This window comes from Terracoccus luteus (genome assembly GCF_003635045.1).
In the GTDB taxonomy this organism is placed as follows: domain Bacteria; phylum Actinomycetota; class Actinomycetes; order Actinomycetales; family Dermatophilaceae; genus Terracoccus; species Terracoccus luteus.
In genome coordinates, this window is sequence record NZ_RBXT01000001.1 from 980,425 (window position 1) to 994,947 (window position 14,523).

Genomic DNA, 14,523 nt, shown 5'->3' on the forward strand with positions numbered 1-14,523 from the left:
AGCGTCCACCCCGACGGAGCCGCGCACCGCGGCTCCCACCTCACGAACAGGAGCGCTCGCATGCCCGCCCGCCGTCGCTCGGCCCTCGTCTCCGTCGGCACCGTCGCCCTCGTCACCGTCGGCCTGTCGGGCTGCTCGAACCAGGCCGACTACGACTACGCCGGCGTGTGCGTCGACCAGAAGACGAACACCCGCGTCAGCGACGACCGGTGCGACAGCCGCCAGACCACCGGCTTCCACGGCGGCTACGGCTGGTACTACGTGCCGAGGGGCGTCGCGGCGCCCAAGGTCGGGCAGGCGGCATCCGGCGGGACGACCACCCCGCGCAGCGGCGCGTGGACGGGCAAGGGCTTCTCCGCCGACGGGGGCACGGTCACCCGCGGCGGCTTCACGTCGGCGCACTCGACCCTCGGTGGGTGACCGGTGGACCGCATCGCGTCCGTCCCGCGTGACGGCTGGCTGCAGACGGTGCAGGACCAGGGGCTGACCTACGCGGTCGAGCGGTCCGAGGCCGGCGGCGGCGTCGAGCCCTACTGGGACGAGCGCGCCTGCTACACCTTCACCGAGCACGACGTCGAGCGGCTCGAGACGGCGACCGCCGACCTGCACCGGATGGCCCTCGAGGCGGTGCGGCGGATGGCGTCGGACCCGGGCATCACGGCGCGGCAAGGGCTGCCGGAGGGCTCGTTCCGCTGGCTCGCCGACTCGCTCGCCGACCCCGACGGCACCTCGCTCTACGGGCGGTTCGACCTCGCCTGGGACGGCGACGGGCCGCCGAAGCTGCTCGAGTACAACGCCGACACCCCGGCCGGGCTCGTCGAGGCGGCGGTCGTGCAGTGGATGTGGCTCGAGGACCTGCACCCCGACCGTGACCAGTGGAACCTGCTGCACGAGAGGCTGGTCGAGGCGTTCCGACGGCTGCGCCGGCGGGCCGGCATCGACCGCATGCACTTCGCCGTCGGCCAGGACGAGCCGACCGAGGACTGGGCCACCGTCGCCTACCTGCGCGACGCCGCGCAGGAGGCCGGCCTGCTCGCCCTCGGGATCACGATGGAGGACATCGGCTGGGCCCACGAGGCGGAGCGCTTCGTCGACCTGCAGGGCGAGCCGATCACCCACTGCTTCAAGATGTACCCGACCGAGTGGATGCTGGCCTCGCCCTTCGGCCAGTACCTCGTGTCGGGGCGCTCGTGCACCCAGTGGGTCGAGCCGCCGTGGAAGCTGCTCGCCGGCTCGAAGGCGCTGCTGCCGGTGATGTGGGAGATGTTCGAGGGCCACCCCAACCTGCTGCCCGCGTACTTCGACCACCCGCACGGGATGCCGGCCTACGCCGCCAAGCCGCTGTTCGGCTGGGAGGGCGACGGCGTGCGGGTCGTGAGCCCCGACGGTCTCGAGGAGACGCCCGCGACCCACTCCGCCGGCCAGCCGCTCGTCTACCAGCAGTACGTGCCGCTGCCCGACTACGACGGCAACCACCCGGTGCTCGGCACGTGGGTCGTCGACGGCAAGCCGGCCGGTCTCGGAGTGCGCGAGTCGACCAACCTCATCACCAACACGCGTGCGCGCTTCGTGCCGCACCTCATCCTCGGCCCGCGCTCGAGCCCCGACGACATCGCGTCGTGGGTGGCGCAGCCGTGACCGCCCTGCCCATGACCGCCCTGCCCATGACCGCCCTGCCCGTGACCCGTCCGACGCCCGACCGCCACCCCAGGAGAAGCCCATGGACCTGATGGACCTGACCAGCCACGTCGGTTACGCCGCCGCCTACGCCGCGGTCGGCATCGTCATGCTCGGCCTCGGCTACCTCGCCCTCGACGTGCTGACGCCCGGGCACCTCGGCCGGCATATCTGGGTCGAGCGGTCGGTCAACGCGGCGGTCGTGCTCGGCGCCGGGTTCGTCGGCCTCGGCGGCATCGTCTTCACGGCCATCTGGACCAACGGCGAGTCCGGCTTCGGCTCGGCCCTGGTGTGGACGGTGGTCTTCGGCCTGCTCGGCGTGCTGCTGCAGGCGGCGGCCTTCCGGCTGCTCGATCTCGTCACGCCGGGGGACATGGCCGCGATGGTGGTGGAGAAGGCCTTCCACCCGGCCTGCGTCGTGGCGGCGGCCGTCCAGGTCGCGGTGAGCCTCGTCGTCACCGCCAGCATCGCCTGACCTCCGCCCGCGTCAACTGGCAGATCAACTCGCAGGTGGTGCTGCCCTGACGACGCCTTCCGCCAGTTGATCTGCCAACTGATCCGCCAGTTGACCGGAACAGCGCCAGCGCGGTTGCAGATCGATCAACTGGCCGATCACCTTGCAGGTGCTGCTGCCCTGACGACACCACCCGCCAGCTGATCTGCGAGTTGATCTGCCAGTCGACGGGTGAGAACGCTGGTCCCGTCCTGACCCTGTGGATGAGCCGGACGGCGATCGGGTCGGTGGCGGCACGCTGAGGCGATGGAGCTGCCGGACCACCTTGCCTCGCTGGCCGACGAGCAGTGGGGCGTGCTCACGCGACGACAGCTCGTCGACGGGGGAGTCTCTCCCGCCATGGTCCGTTGGCGGGTGGGTCACCGGTGGCGGGCACTGCTCCCCGGGGTGCTACTGATGTCTCCCGGCCTACCGAGCGACGAGCAGCGTCTCGTCGCGGCGCTGCTCGCGGCCGGCCCGGAGTCGTGGCTCAGCGGCACGACCGCGGCGATGCGTCACGGACTCGTTCCTCCCGGACCGCTGGCACCCGTGCAGGTGATGGTCCCGTTCCCGGCCCGGAGCCGGCGCATCGGCTGGGTGACGGTGCGCGCGACCGCCCTGACCGACGAGCGCCTGCTCGCGCAGGGCCCGCTGCGGCTGGCCTGTCGCCCGAGGGCCCTGGTCGACGCCGCTGCCCAGGCCCCTGACGACGATGCTGCGACAGCCATGATCATCCGCGCGGTGCAGGAGCGCCTCGTCAGGGTCGACGACGTTCAGCACTGGGTCGGGGTCCGGCGTCGCAACGGCACCGTTCGCCTCAAGAAGGCTCTCGCGGCGGCGGCCACGGGTGCGTGGTCGGTCCCGGAGGCCGAGCTCGGCGCCCTGCTCCGCCGGAGCGGCCGGTTCCCGCAGCTCATGGCCAACCCGGCGCTGGAGGACGAGAACAGCCGCCCCCTCACCACCCCTGACCTCTGGCTCGACGAGGTCGCCCTCGCCGTCATGGTCCATTCGCGCCGGTTCCACGCTGGGGCGCTCGACTGGGACGCGACGGTCGACGGTGACGAGGACCTTCGGGAGTGCACCATCGAGGTCGTCGGGGTGACGCCCAACGCCATCACACGGCATCCGGACAAGGTCGTCGCCCGGGTGCTCGCCGCCCGTGAGCGTGCGGCCCGCCGTCCACGACCACCGGTCACGGCCACCCCGCGCGACTGGGCCGCACGCCTCGCGGGGGCGCCCCACGACGTGCCAGCCGATCATCCGGCACATCAACAGGCGGATCAGTAGGCGGTCGGTGCTGCTGGGGCAACGCCGAACGCCAGGTGATCTGCCAGTTGATCGGGATGCCGGGCGGCTGGGTCTCGCCAGACAATCAACCGGCGGATCAGCTGGCAGATCATCGGGCGGTGCGTGCTGCCAGGACCGGCGCGGCGGCGCGTCGGGAGCGGGCGGGGGAGCGGGCGCATCGGTAGGGTCGCTGCATGGCTGCTGCTCCGGTGCTGCACGTGCGCGGTCGGGTGCTCGTGGGCCCCGACGAGGTGGTCGACGAGCTCTGGGTCGTGGGCGGGCGGGTCACCTTCGAGCGCCCCACCTCGCCCGAGGCCGCCGCGACCATGCAGACCGTCGAGGGGTGGGTGCTGCCGGGACTCGTCGACGCCCACTGCCACATCGGTCTCGGACCGCACGGCGAGGTCGGGCGCGACGAGACCGAGCAGCAGGCCCTCACCGACCGCGCCGCCGGCACCCTGCTCGTGCGCGACGCCGGCCAGCCCGGCGACACCCGCTGGATCGACGAGCGTGACGACCTGCCGAAGATCATCCGCGCCGGCCGCCACATCGCCCGAACCCGCCGCTACATCCGCAACTTCGCCCACGAGGTCGAGGAGGACGAGCTCGAGAGGCACGTGCGCCTCGAGGCCCACCGGGGCGACGGCTGGGTCAAGCTCGTCGGCGACTGGATCGACCGCGGCACGGGCGACCTCGCGCCGAGCTGGTCGCAGGACGTCGTCGCGGCCGCCATCGCCGCCGCCCACGAGGAGGGGGTGCGCGTCACCGCCCACTGCTTCGGCGAGCAGTCGCTGCGTGACCTCGCCGCCGCCGGCATCGACTGCATCGAGCACGCGACCGGGCTGCAGGAGGACAGTATCGACACCTTCGCCGCCCAGGGCATCGCCATCGTGCCGACCCTCGTCAACATCGCGACCTTCCCGGCCATCGCGGAGCCGGCGAAGGAGAAGTTCCCCGAGTACCACCGCCACATGCTCGACCTGCACGAGCGCCGCTACGCCACCGTCGGCGCCGCGCACGAGGCCGGTGTGCCCATCTTCGTCGGCACCGACGCCGGCGGCAGCCTGCCGCACGGCCTCGTCGCCCAGGAGATGGCCGAGCTCGTCCGAGCCGGGATGCGTCCCGAGCAGGTCGTCTCGGCGGCGACGTGGGGAGCGCGCGAGTGGCTCGGCCGCCCGGGCATCGTCGAGGGGGAGGACGCCGACCTCGTCGTGCTGGCCGGCGACCCCCGCGCCGACGTCGGCGTCGTCGCCGACCCCGTGGCCGTCGTCCTCCGGGGCCGTGTTGTCGCCTGACCCCCGGCCCGGCCCGCCCCACCCGCGGTCCCCGCTGCCCCTGCCCACCTCGGCCATCGCGCCGCTCGACGCAGAGCCCGCTCACGACACGACCGCCCGGATGCCGTTCAGCGCCGTCGGCGACCGCGTCGAGGTACGCCCGCCGACCCTCGCCGACGTCGAGGCCTACCGCGAGGCCGTCACCCGGTCGCACCACCGCCTGGCCGACTTCGCCGTGCCGGACCCCGAGAACCTCCCCGCCATCGTCGCGTCGCAGAGCGCCGTCTACCGCAGCTTCATGGTCTGGTCGCGCGACCCCGGCCGCGAGCACGGACTCGTCGGCCGGGTCAACGTCGCCAACGTCGTGCGCGGGTCCTTCCGCAGCGCGACGATGGGCTACGACGCCTACGACCCCTACGCCGGCACGGGCCTGTTCGCCGAGGGCCTGCGGCTCGTCGTCGGCCTGCTCTTCGCCCCGGAGCCGGAGGGCATGGCCCTGCACCGCGTCGAGGCGAACATCCAGCCGGTCAACGGGCGCTCGGCCGGCCTAGCCCGTTCCCTCGGCTTCGTCCACGAGGGCTTCTCGCGCGACTACCTGCACATCCCCGGCCCCGACGGCAGGCGCGACTGGCGCGACCACGACCGATACACGATGCTCGCGACCGACTGGCCCGCCGAGCCGTACCGCCCCCACCCCAGGCGTCGCACCGCCGTGCTCGTCAGCGGGCTCCCCGGAGCCGGGAAGGCACGTGTCGCAACGGCGCTCGCCGCCGAGCTCGGCCTGCCCCTGCTGAGCGCGGATGCCGTGAAGGTAGGTGTCGCCGGCTCGTCTCCTCCCGACGTGGTGGGGGTGGGCGAGACCCTCTGGCGGCTGCTCGCCGACTCGCCGGTCGGCGCGGTCGTGGACGGCCCCTGGCAGGCCCGTGACGCCGACCACGTGCAGAGGGGGCTGACCGCGGCAGGGTTCGACCCGGCATCCGTGCCCGAGGTTCACTGCGACCTGACTTGCGTCGACACCGCAGGGCCGCTCGCGCTGGGACCGGTCGTCACGGTCGACACCCGCGAGCCGCTCACCCCGCGACAGCTCGTCGCGGTCGCGCTGCGGGCGCGGGTGGCGTCGAGCTCACCGTGACCGACGGTTCGGAGCACGACACCCCGTCTGGCAGAATGGACGGCTGTACCCGTCGGGCCGGAGACCATCTCGCCTGACCCGGACGCCTACACCGAGCATCCGGCACCCCACGCGATCCTGCGTGGTCTCGCCGCGCTCACCACAGACAAGGAACCACACCAGTGGCCGTGAAGATCCGTCTCAAGCGCATGGGCAAGATCCGTGCCCCGTTCTACCGCGTCGTCGTCATGGACTCGCGCACCAAGCGCGATGGCCGTGCCATCGAGGAGATCGGCAAGTACCACCCCACCGAGGAGCCCTCGGTCATCGAGATCGACGGCGAGCGCGCCCAGTACTGGCTGAGCAAGGGCGCCCAGCCCACCGAGTCCGTCGCCGCACTGCTCAAGATCACCGGTGACTGGCAGAAGGCCAAGGGCCTCGAGGGCACCGAGGGCACGCTCCGGACCAAGTCGGAGAAGACGTCGAAGAAGGACCTCTACGAGGCCGCCGTCGCCGCCGCCGGTTCGAGCGAGGACCGCCCGGCCCGCAAGCGCGCCGAGAAGAAGGCCGACGCGCCCGCCGCCGACGCCACCGGCACCGAGAGCGACGACAGCGCGAAGGCCGAGGCCTGAGCATGCTCGAGGAGGCGCTCGAGCACCTCGTCAAGGGCATCGTCGACCACGACGAGGACGTCGTCGTTCGTCGCAAGGACCTGCGCCGGGGCGAGCTGCTCGAGGTGCGCGTGCACCCCGACGACCTCGGCCGCGTCATCGGCCGTTCGGGTCGCACGGCGAGCGCGCTGCGCACCGTCGTCGGGGCCCTCGCGGGCAACGGCAACGTGCGCGTCGACATCGTCGACACCGACCGCGCCCGCTGAGCGCAGCCCCCAGCTCGACCACCGGAGGGTGGGCGCACCGCACGGTGCGCCCACCCTCCGTCGTCGTCCCCCCGGGGGGCTACCGGCGCGCCGCCCCCAGCACCGTCGAGTGGCCAGTTCCTGTCGTCACGAAATGGCCCCTCGACGGTGAGGGCGTCGCGAAATGGCCTCTCGACGGTTTGTGAGGTGTCGGGACGTGGCCACTCGACGGTGGGGGTGACCGACCTGAGAGGATCGGCCCATGAGCCGCGACAACGTGCTGGTCGCCCGCATCGGCAAGCCGCACGGCCTGAACGGTGAGGTCACCGTCCAGCTGCACACCGACGACCCGTACCGACGCTTCCCCGACGGGGCCGTGCTCGACACCGAGGCGGCCGCCGGCTCCGGGGTGCCGCGGCAGCTGACCATCCGCTCGACCCGCGTGCACAACGGCGTCTGGCTGATCGCGTTCGCGGAGGTCCCCGACCGCACCGGCGCCGAGGGCCTGCGCGGCACGCGGCTGCTCGCCGACGCGGATGCCGGTGCCGGTGACGGGGTCGACGGCGACACCGACGCGGCCGACGAGGACGCCTGGTACGAGGAGGATCTCGTCGGCCTGGAGGCCCGTGACGCCACCGGCGCCGTCGTCGGCACGATCTCGGGTCTCGAGCTCGGTGCCGCGCAGGACCGTCTCGTCGTGACCCTCACCGACGGCGTCAAGGCCTACGTGCCGTTCGTGCGCCAGTTCGTGCCGACGGTCGAGTCCGACCACGTCGTGCTCGACCCGCCCGCCGGGCTCTTCGACCTCTACCGCGACGAGGCCCGATGACGGCCGTGCCGGCGCGGCGACCCGCGCTGCGCGTCGACGTCGTCACGATCTTCCCCGACTACCTCGCCCCGCTCGACCTCAGCCTCATCGGCAAGGCCCGCGCCGACGGCATCCTCGAGGTCGCCGTCCACGACCTGCGCGAGCACGCGCACGACCGGCACCGCTCGGTCGACGACACGCCCTACGGCGGCGGCGCCGGCATGGTGATGAAGCCGCAGCCGTGGGCGGAGGCGCTGGAGGCCGTCGTCGCCAAGGCCGGCCCCACCGAACGGCCGCGGCTCGTCGTGCCCGGCCCCGGCGGCGCCCCCTTCACCCAGGCCATGGCGCGCGAGCTGGCGCAGGAGCCGTGGCTCGTCTTCGCCTGCGGTCGCTACGAGGGCATCGACGAGCGGGTGCTCGACCACGCCCGCGAGGACCTCGGCCTCGAGGTCAGCGTCGTCAGCCTCGGCGACTACGTGCTCAACGGGGGCGAGGTCGCCGTGCTGGCGATGGTCGAGGCCGTGGCCCGGCTCGTCCCGGGCGTCATCGGCAACGCCGCGTCCCTCGTCGAGGAGTCGCACGAGGACGGCCTGCTCGAGTACCCCGTCTACACCAAGCCCGACCCGTGGCGCGGACGTGCGGTGCCGGAGGTGCTGCTGTCGGGCAACCACGCCGCCATCGCCGCGTGGCGCCACGAGCAGCGACTGGCCCGCACCGCCGCCCGGCGCCCCGACCTGCTGCACCCCTCGCTCGGCGACGCCGGCCTCGAGGTGCGGCTTGCCACGCCCGCCGACGCCCCCGAGCTGCACCTGCTGATGCTCGCGTGCTGGGTGAGCGAGGCGGTCAGCAACGACCGGCTCGACATCCCGGCGCTGCACGAGAGCCTCGACGACGTCGTCACCGCCATCGCCGCGCACCGGACGTGGGTGGCCCGCCGGGCCGGACGGCTCGTCGGCTCGGTCCGCACCTCGGTGCGCACGACCGCGACCGGTGCCGACGACCTCTTCGTCGGCCGGCTCTGCGTCGCCCCCGACCAGCAGGGGCGCGGGCTCGGCCGCCGCCTCCTCGCCCTGGCCGAGGACGACGCGACCGACGCCATCCGCACCGTCTCGCTCATCACCGGCGCCCGCAGCGAGCGCAACATCCGGCTGTACCGCAAGGCGGGCTACCGCCTGCTGCCCGGCCCGCCGCAGATCGCCGGCACCGTCGAGCTCGTCAAGCGCCGGCGCACGGGCGCCTGAACCGTGCCGCTCGACCCGGTCGCGCACCGATTTCAGGTCTGACCCCCCGCTCTGGCAGACTCAGTCCTTGCGTCCGGTCATCGACGGCCCCTGCCACAGGGGGAGTCGGGGCACCGCACGGAGCCGGCCCACCGGCATCCGGTGCCCTCGACGTGGCCACGACCGACGCATCCAGACGGACTCAGACAGACCTGACCCGACCGGGTGGCCTGTGGCGCCCAGGAAAGCGAACCGACATGCACACGTTCGACGACATCGACTCCGCCTCTCTGCGGTCCGACGTCCCCGACTTCCGCGCCGGCGACACCCTCAAGGTGCACGTCAAGGTCATCGAGGGCACGCGCTCGCGCGTCCAGGTGTTCCAGGGCGTCGTCATCCGCCGCCACGGCGGTGGCATCGGCGAGACCTTCACCGTCCGCAAGATCAGCTTCGGCGTCGGCGTCGAGCGCACCTTCCCGCTGCACACGCCGATCATCGACCACATCGAGGTCATGACCCGCGGTGACGTGCGTCGCGCCAAGCTGTACTACCTGCGTGGCCTGCGCGGCAAGGCCGCCAAGATCCGCGAGAAGCGCGACTCGGTGCCCGTCAAGGGCGCGGCCAAGGCCGCCGCCAAGGCGAGCGCCGCCAAGGCGAGTGCCGCCAGCACCAGCTGAACGACGTGACCAGCCGCCACTCCGGCGGCACCAGAGGCGCGGTGCCCCCCGCCCGGCAGGACCCCCGATGAGCGGGGGACCCGCCGACCGGGTCGGGGACACCGCGCCTGCTGCTGCCCCCACCGACTCCGAGGCCACCGAGCCCACCGAGCCCACCGAGCGCACCGAGCCCTCGGGTGGGCGCCCGATGACCCGCGAGGATGCCGGCACGGCCGGGTCCGCGCGCCGGGGTCGGTCGCTGCGGTGGGTCATCACCCCCGCGGTCCTGCTGCTGCTCGTCCTGCTCGTGCGCACCTTCGTCGTGACGCCCTTCGGCATCCCGAGCGCATCGATGGAGGACACGCTCGAGATCGGCGACCGCATCCTCGTGACGCGGCTGACCGCGCCGGGTGACCTGCACCGCGGCGACATCGTCGTCTTCGACGCCTCGCGGGCCTTCGACCTCGACGTGCCGGCCCGGGGGCTGTTCGGCAGCATCGTCGCCGGGGCCGAGAGCTTCTTCGGGCGGGGCCAGCCGACCGACTACGTCAAGCGCGTCATCGGGCTGCCCGGCGACCGGGTGCGGTGCTGTGCGGGCGACGGCCGCCTCGAGGTCAACGGCCGCCCGGTCGACGAGCCCTACCTCAAACCGGGGCAGGACCCGAGCCTGACGACCTTCGACGTCACCCTGCCCGCCGACCGGTTCTGGGTCATGGGTGACAACCGCGGAGACTCCGCCGACTCACGTGCGCACCTGGGCGACCCGGGCAGCGGCATGCTGCCGGGGGAGGACATCATCGGTCGGGTTTGGGTGCGATACTGGCCGCTCGATCGGCTGGGGTCCCCCGACCGCGGCCAGTGAGAGAACGGTGAGTGATGGCGCAGGACACCGGGCAGACCGACGAGGGCGCCGCGCAGTGGCGCGCCCGAGCCGACGCCATCCGTCGCGACTCCCGTGACGACGACTCCTGGCGCTCCGAGCAGGCCCGGCGCGCCGGTGGCCAGGGGGGTGGCAGCGCACCGGTCGCCACGATGGAGGAGCCCGAGCCGGAGCACCGCCGGGGCATCGGCGGCAGCATCCTCGCCGGCATCCGCGAGATCGTCATCGTCGTCGTGCTCGCCATGGCCCTGTCCTTCGTCGTCAAGACGTGGCTGTTCCAGGCCTTCTACATCCCGTCGGGCTCGATGGAGAACACGCTCGTGCCCGACGACCGGGTCATCGTCAGCAAGCTCACGCCCGGACCCTTCGACCTCAAGCGCGGCGACGTCGTCGTCTTCGAGGACCCGGGCACGCCCGAGCCCTGGCTCTCCGGTGCCAACGCCACCCCCTCGACCGCGGGCGGTCCGTTCCACGACCTGCTCGTGTTCGTCGGCCTGCTGCCCGAGGACGCCGAGAACCACCTCATCAAGCGCGTCATCGGCCTGCCGGGCGACCGGGTGCAGTCCGACGGTGGGACCGGCCCGATCAAGGTCAACGGTGTCGCCATCAACGAGCCGTACGTCAAGGCGGGCGACGCCCCGAGCGAGGGCAAGGCGTTCAACATCGTCGTGCCCCAGGGCCGGGTCTGGGTGATGGGCGACCACCGTAGCGACTCGGCCGACAGCCGGTACCACGACCCGGGTGGCACGGGCGCGAACGGCTCCGTGCCGATGGACAAGATCGTCGGGCGGGCCCTGTTCGTCGTGTGGCCCATCGACCACGTCACGTGGCTCGGCGTCCCCGAGCGCACCTTCCAGGACGTCCCCGCCCCGAGCCCGGCGTCGAGCAAGGCGGTCAACCCGGCCCCGTCGTCCTCCGGCGCCGCCACCGGCAAGGCCGGCTGAACGAGCGCTCGTGCCTGCTGCCCCACCCCCGCCCGCCGGTTCCGCGGGTGCCCGCCGACCGGCATCCACCTCGGCGTCGGCGTCCCCGAAGGCGCGCCGCCCGACGCCCTCACGCAAGCCCTCTCTGCGCGTCGAGCGCCAGCTGCAGCGTGACGGCCACCGCCTGCTCGCCGGCATGGACGAGGTGGGACGGGGCGCCCTCGCCGGGCCCGTCAGCGTCGGCGTCGTCGTCATCGACGAGACCGTGCGCACCGCCCCGACGGGCGTCAAGGACTCCAAGCTGCTCACGCACCGGGCCCGCACGGCGCTCGTGCCGCGCATCGAGCGCTGGGCCGTGGCCCACGCCGTGGGGCACGCGAGCAACGACGAGATCGACGAGATCGGCATCATGGCCGCCCTGCGGCTGGCGGGCGTCCGCGCCCTCGAGGCCGTCGCCGCCCGTGGCGTCGTGCCCGACCTCGTCATCCTCGACGGCAACCACGACTGGCTCACCGCGCCCGACGAGGTGGGGCTGCTGGCCTTCGCCGGCGACGGGAGCGACGACGGTGCCGGGTCGGTCGGCACGCCGCCGGTGACGACGATGATCAAGGCCGACATGAAGTGCTCGTCGGTCGCCGCCGCCAGCGTGCTCGCCAAGGTCGAGCGTGACGGCCTCATGGTCGGTCTCGGCGAGGAGCACCCCGACTACGGCTGGACCCTCAACAAGGGCTACGCCGCCCCCGAGCACCTCGACGCGCTCGGCCGGCTCGGCCCCTGCCGGTGGCACCGGCGCTCCTGGCGGCTGCCCGGGGTGCCGGGCCTGCCGTCACCGGCGGTTGCGGGACCCGACGACCCGGGTGCCCGGGCCCTGCTCGAACCGGCGGCCGCCGCGGTGTTGAATGAGATGGTCGACCCGCGGGACGCCAGCGTCCCGGGTCGCGCGCCCGACCTGCCCCACCTGCCCCACCTGACACCGCTGACCGGAACGGACGACACGTGAGCTCGGAAGACCTCGAGAAGTACGAGACCGAGATGGAGCTGCAGCTCTACAAGGAGTACCGCGACGTCGTCGGCCTCTTCACGCACGTCGTCGAGACCGAGCGCCGGTTCTACCTTGCCAACTCGGTCGACGTGAAGGTGCGCAGCGACGGCGGCGAGGTCTTCTTCGACGTCACCATGGCAGACGCCTGGGTGTGGGACATCTACCGTCCCGCCCGCTTCGTCAAGAACGTCCGGGTCGTCACGTTCAAGGACGTCAACGTCGAAGAGCTGCCGAAGCCAGACATCAAGCTGCCCGACGGCGACTTCAGCTGAGACCGGCCCACCGGGGTCCGTGACCGCGGCACTCCTGCCCGGTGCGGGTCGTTGGACCCGTGACCCTGCCCCCTCCGTCTGGACCTCTCCGTGACCTCGACCCCCACCCGTCCCGTGCCGGACGCGACCGCGCACCCCGCGTTGACCGTGCGGTCACGCGCGCGGGGCTGGAGACGGTGGATGCCGGGGGCGCCGGGTGAGGCGCCCCGCGCGGTCCGTGCGGCGCGGGCCATCGCGGTGGCTGCCGGCCTGCTGACGCTCGTGCTCGTCGGCCACCGCCTGCTGCCGGGCGAGCTCGGCTTCCTCGTCGAGACGGCGCTCGTGTGGCTCGGGATGCTCGTGCTGCCGCTGCTCGCCTGGGCCGCGGTGGCCCGGAGCCGGGGTGGGGCCACCGTCGCCCTCGTGCCCGCGGTGGTCTGGGCCCTGCTCTTCGTCCCGGCCGTCGTGCCTCTGACGTGGACCGCCGCCGACCCGGTCACGGGGCGGCAGCTCGTCGTGGCCAGCCAGAACGTCGCCGCGGGGGCGCGCACGGCGGGCGACTCGGCATCCTCGCTCGCGGCCGGCGGCGCCCAGGTCATCGGGCTGCAGGAGCTCACCGCGTCGGCCCGGCGTGACGCCGCCGACGTGCTGCGCGAGAGCCACCCGCACAGCTACACCGTCGGGACGGTGGGGCTGTGGAGCGCCTACCCCATCGAGAACGCCCGGCCCCTCGAGCTGCGCCTCGGGTGGCGGCGGGCGCTGCGCGCCGACGTCGTCACGCCGAGCGGGACGGTGCGGGTGTACGTCGTGCACGCCGCGTCGGCGCGGGTCGGGGCGCACGGGGAGCGTGACGCGATGCTCGAGGCGCTGGCACGGGTGGTGGCGGCCGACGACTCCGAGCGCATCGTGCTGGTCGGCGACCTCAACGCCGTCTCGACCGACCGGGCGCTGTCGGGGTTGCATGACGAGCTCGACGAGCCGAACCTCGGCTCGGGCGGTGTGCTGCGCACGTGGCCGACGACCCTGCCGCTGCTCGGCCTCGACCACGTCATGGGGCGCGGCGTCGAGTTCACCGACAGGGAGTCACTCGTGGTCGGCGAGGGTGACCACCTCGCGACCCGCACCACGTTGAACCTCTGACGGCCGCGGCCCCGCCGCTGGGTGTGACGGGGTGCAGGCTGGGGTCATGACACGGTCGATCGCGGTGCTCAGCGACACGCACGGCGTGCTGCCCACGCTCGATGCTGTGCTCGCCGAGCCCGACGTGCGCGCTGCCGACGTCGTGGTCGTGACCGGCGACCTCGCGGCCGGGCCGCAGCCGACCGAAGTGCTCGACCTGCTCCTCGGGCTCAGTGAGCGCGTCGTGCTCGTGCGCGGCAACGCCGACCGCGACCTCGTGACGGGGGCCCGGGGCGGGGCATTGCCCGAGGGGACGCCCGAGATCGACCGGTGGGCGGCGGCGCAGCTCGACACCCGGCACGTCGAGCTGCTCGCCGGGCTGCGGCATCCCGTCACACTCTCGCTCGACGGGGTGGGCCACGTGCTCTTCTGCCACGGCACCCCCCGCGACGACGACGAGGTGGTGCTCGTCGACACCCGGCCGTCACGGTGGGCGCAGGTGCTGGCCGACGTGCCTGACACCGTGCGCATCGTCTGCTGCGGACACACCCACGCGCCGTTCGTGCGGCTCGTCGGTCGCCGTTGGGTCGTCAACAGCGGCAGCGTCGGCATGCCGTACGGCACCAGCGGCGTGCCGTGGGTGCTCCTCGACGACCATGGGGTGAGCCTTCGCTCAACGACCGTGGATGTGGCTGACGTGGCCCGGGCGGTCGTCGTCGGGAGCACGTTCCCCGGGGTGGGCGAGTGGGTGCGCGACTACGTGCTCGAGCCGCCGTCGGACCTCGACGCCCTCACGGCGTTCGCCCTGCGGGACGGCCGGTCCGAGGGGTGGGACGACCCAGGGGTCTGAGAGCCGGACCGCCGTGCGTCGCGGCGTGGGCTCGTGTGGCGGTCGTGCGTCCCTTCGGGTGGTGGGTTGCCGCGGG

17 protein-coding genes are annotated in these 14,523 nt (G+C 73.2%); all 17 read left to right on the plus strand.

Annotation, left to right across the window (positions count from 1 at the left end; genetic code table 11):
* Window positions 1-60: 60 nt before the first annotated feature.
* The 17 genes from DFJ68_RS04530 to DFJ68_RS04610 all read left to right on the plus strand — a co-directional run bounded on the left by DFJ68_RS04530 (window position 61) and on the right by DFJ68_RS04610 (window position 14,447).
* On the plus strand, window positions 61-420 hold the full coding sequence (locus tag DFJ68_RS04530; RefSeq protein WP_121031373.1) for a tRNA-dihydrouridine synthase: 360 nt from the start codon (window positions 61-63) through the stop codon (window positions 418-420).
* Between the two features lie 3 nt (window positions 421-423).
* A complete protein-coding gene (locus DFJ68_RS04535; protein WP_121031375.1) occupies window positions 424-1,638 on the plus strand; it encodes a glutathionylspermidine synthase family protein in 1,215 nt (404 codons plus the stop codon).
* 82 nt (window positions 1,639-1,720) lie between these two features.
* Window positions 1,721-2,152 (plus strand): DUF350 domain-containing protein, encoded by a 432-nt coding sequence (locus DFJ68_RS04540; protein WP_245963467.1) that lies wholly within the window; start codon window positions 1,721-1,723, stop codon window positions 2,150-2,152.
* Between the two features lie 285 nt (window positions 2,153-2,437).
* Window positions 2,438-3,457 (plus strand): hypothetical protein, encoded by a 1,020-nt coding sequence (locus tag DFJ68_RS04545; protein ID WP_121031377.1) that lies wholly within the window; start codon window positions 2,438-2,440, stop codon window positions 3,455-3,457.
* Between the two features lie 194 nt (window positions 3,458-3,651).
* The gene (locus DFJ68_RS04550; RefSeq protein ID WP_121031379.1) at window positions 3,652-4,752 is read left to right on the plus strand and encodes an amidohydrolase family protein; all 1,101 of its coding nucleotides are present in this window, start codon (window positions 3,652-3,654) and stop codon (window positions 4,750-4,752) included.
* Between the two features lie 100 nt (window positions 4,753-4,852).
* The gene (locus DFJ68_RS04555; RefSeq protein WP_121031382.1) at window positions 4,853-5,863 is read left to right on the plus strand and encodes a GNAT family N-acetyltransferase; all 1,011 of its coding nucleotides are present in this window, start codon (window positions 4,853-4,855) and stop codon (window positions 5,861-5,863) included.
* A 161-nt stretch (window positions 5,864-6,024) separates the two neighbouring features.
* Window positions 6,025-6,474 carry a 30S ribosomal protein S16 gene (gene rpsP / locus DFJ68_RS04560; protein ID WP_121031384.1) on the plus strand — a complete coding sequence of 150 codons (450 nt, stop codon included), beginning with the start codon at window positions 6,025-6,027 and terminating at the stop codon, window positions 6,472-6,474.
* A 2-nt stretch (window positions 6,475-6,476) separates the two neighbouring features.
* A complete protein-coding gene (locus tag DFJ68_RS04565) occupies window positions 6,477-6,719 on the plus strand; it encodes an RNA-binding protein (protein WP_121031386.1) in 243 nt (80 codons plus the stop codon).
* Window positions 6,720-6,960: 241 nt separating this feature from the next.
* Window positions 6,961-7,527 carry a ribosome maturation factor RimM gene (gene rimM, locus DFJ68_RS04570; RefSeq protein ID WP_121031388.1) on the plus strand — a complete coding sequence of 189 codons (567 nt, stop codon included), beginning with the start codon at window positions 6,961-6,963 and terminating at the stop codon, window positions 7,525-7,527.
* Window positions 7,524-8,747, plus strand: a complete 1,224-nt coding sequence (gene trmD / locus DFJ68_RS04575; RefSeq protein WP_245963468.1) for a tRNA (guanosine(37)-N1)-methyltransferase TrmD — start codon at window positions 7,524-7,526, stop codon at window positions 8,745-8,747. The genes rimM and trmD overlap by 4 nt, the downstream gene beginning before the upstream one ends.
* Window positions 8,748-8,983: 236 nt before the next feature.
* Window positions 8,984-9,403, plus strand: coding sequence for a 50S ribosomal protein L19 (rplS, locus tag DFJ68_RS04580; protein ID WP_121031389.1), 420 nt, complete (start codon window positions 8,984-8,986; stop codon window positions 9,401-9,403).
* Between the two features lie 67 nt (window positions 9,404-9,470).
* The gene (lepB, locus tag DFJ68_RS04585; RefSeq protein WP_121031391.1) at window positions 9,471-10,244 is read left to right on the plus strand and encodes a signal peptidase I; all 774 of its coding nucleotides are present in this window, start codon (window positions 9,471-9,473) and stop codon (window positions 10,242-10,244) included.
* Window positions 10,245-10,258: 14 nt separating this feature from the next.
* On the plus strand, window positions 10,259-11,206 hold the full coding sequence (gene lepB, locus DFJ68_RS04590; RefSeq protein ID WP_308331219.1) for a signal peptidase I: 948 nt from the start codon (window positions 10,259-10,261) through the stop codon (window positions 11,204-11,206).
* Between the two features lie 124 nt (window positions 11,207-11,330).
* Complete coding sequence (locus tag DFJ68_RS04595) at window positions 11,331-12,185, plus strand: ribonuclease HII (protein WP_245963758.1); 855 nt, start codon at window positions 11,331-11,333, stop codon at window positions 12,183-12,185.
* Window positions 12,182-12,499: a DUF2469 domain-containing protein gene (locus DFJ68_RS04600; protein ID WP_121031396.1), complete on the plus strand. Its 318-nt coding sequence runs from the start codon at window positions 12,182-12,184 to the stop codon at window positions 12,497-12,499. The genes DFJ68_RS04595 and DFJ68_RS04600 overlap by 4 nt, the downstream gene beginning before the upstream one ends.
* 180 nt (window positions 12,500-12,679) lie before the next feature.
* The gene (locus DFJ68_RS04605; RefSeq protein ID WP_121031398.1) at window positions 12,680-13,618 is read left to right on the plus strand and encodes an endonuclease/exonuclease/phosphatase family protein; all 939 of its coding nucleotides are present in this window, start codon (window positions 12,680-12,682) and stop codon (window positions 13,616-13,618) included.
* 46 nt (window positions 13,619-13,664) lie between these two features.
* Window positions 13,665-14,447 carry a metallophosphoesterase family protein gene (locus DFJ68_RS04610; RefSeq protein WP_121031400.1) on the plus strand — a complete coding sequence of 261 codons (783 nt, stop codon included), beginning with the start codon at window positions 13,665-13,667 and terminating at the stop codon, window positions 14,445-14,447.
* Window positions 14,448-14,523 lie beyond the last annotated feature (76 nt).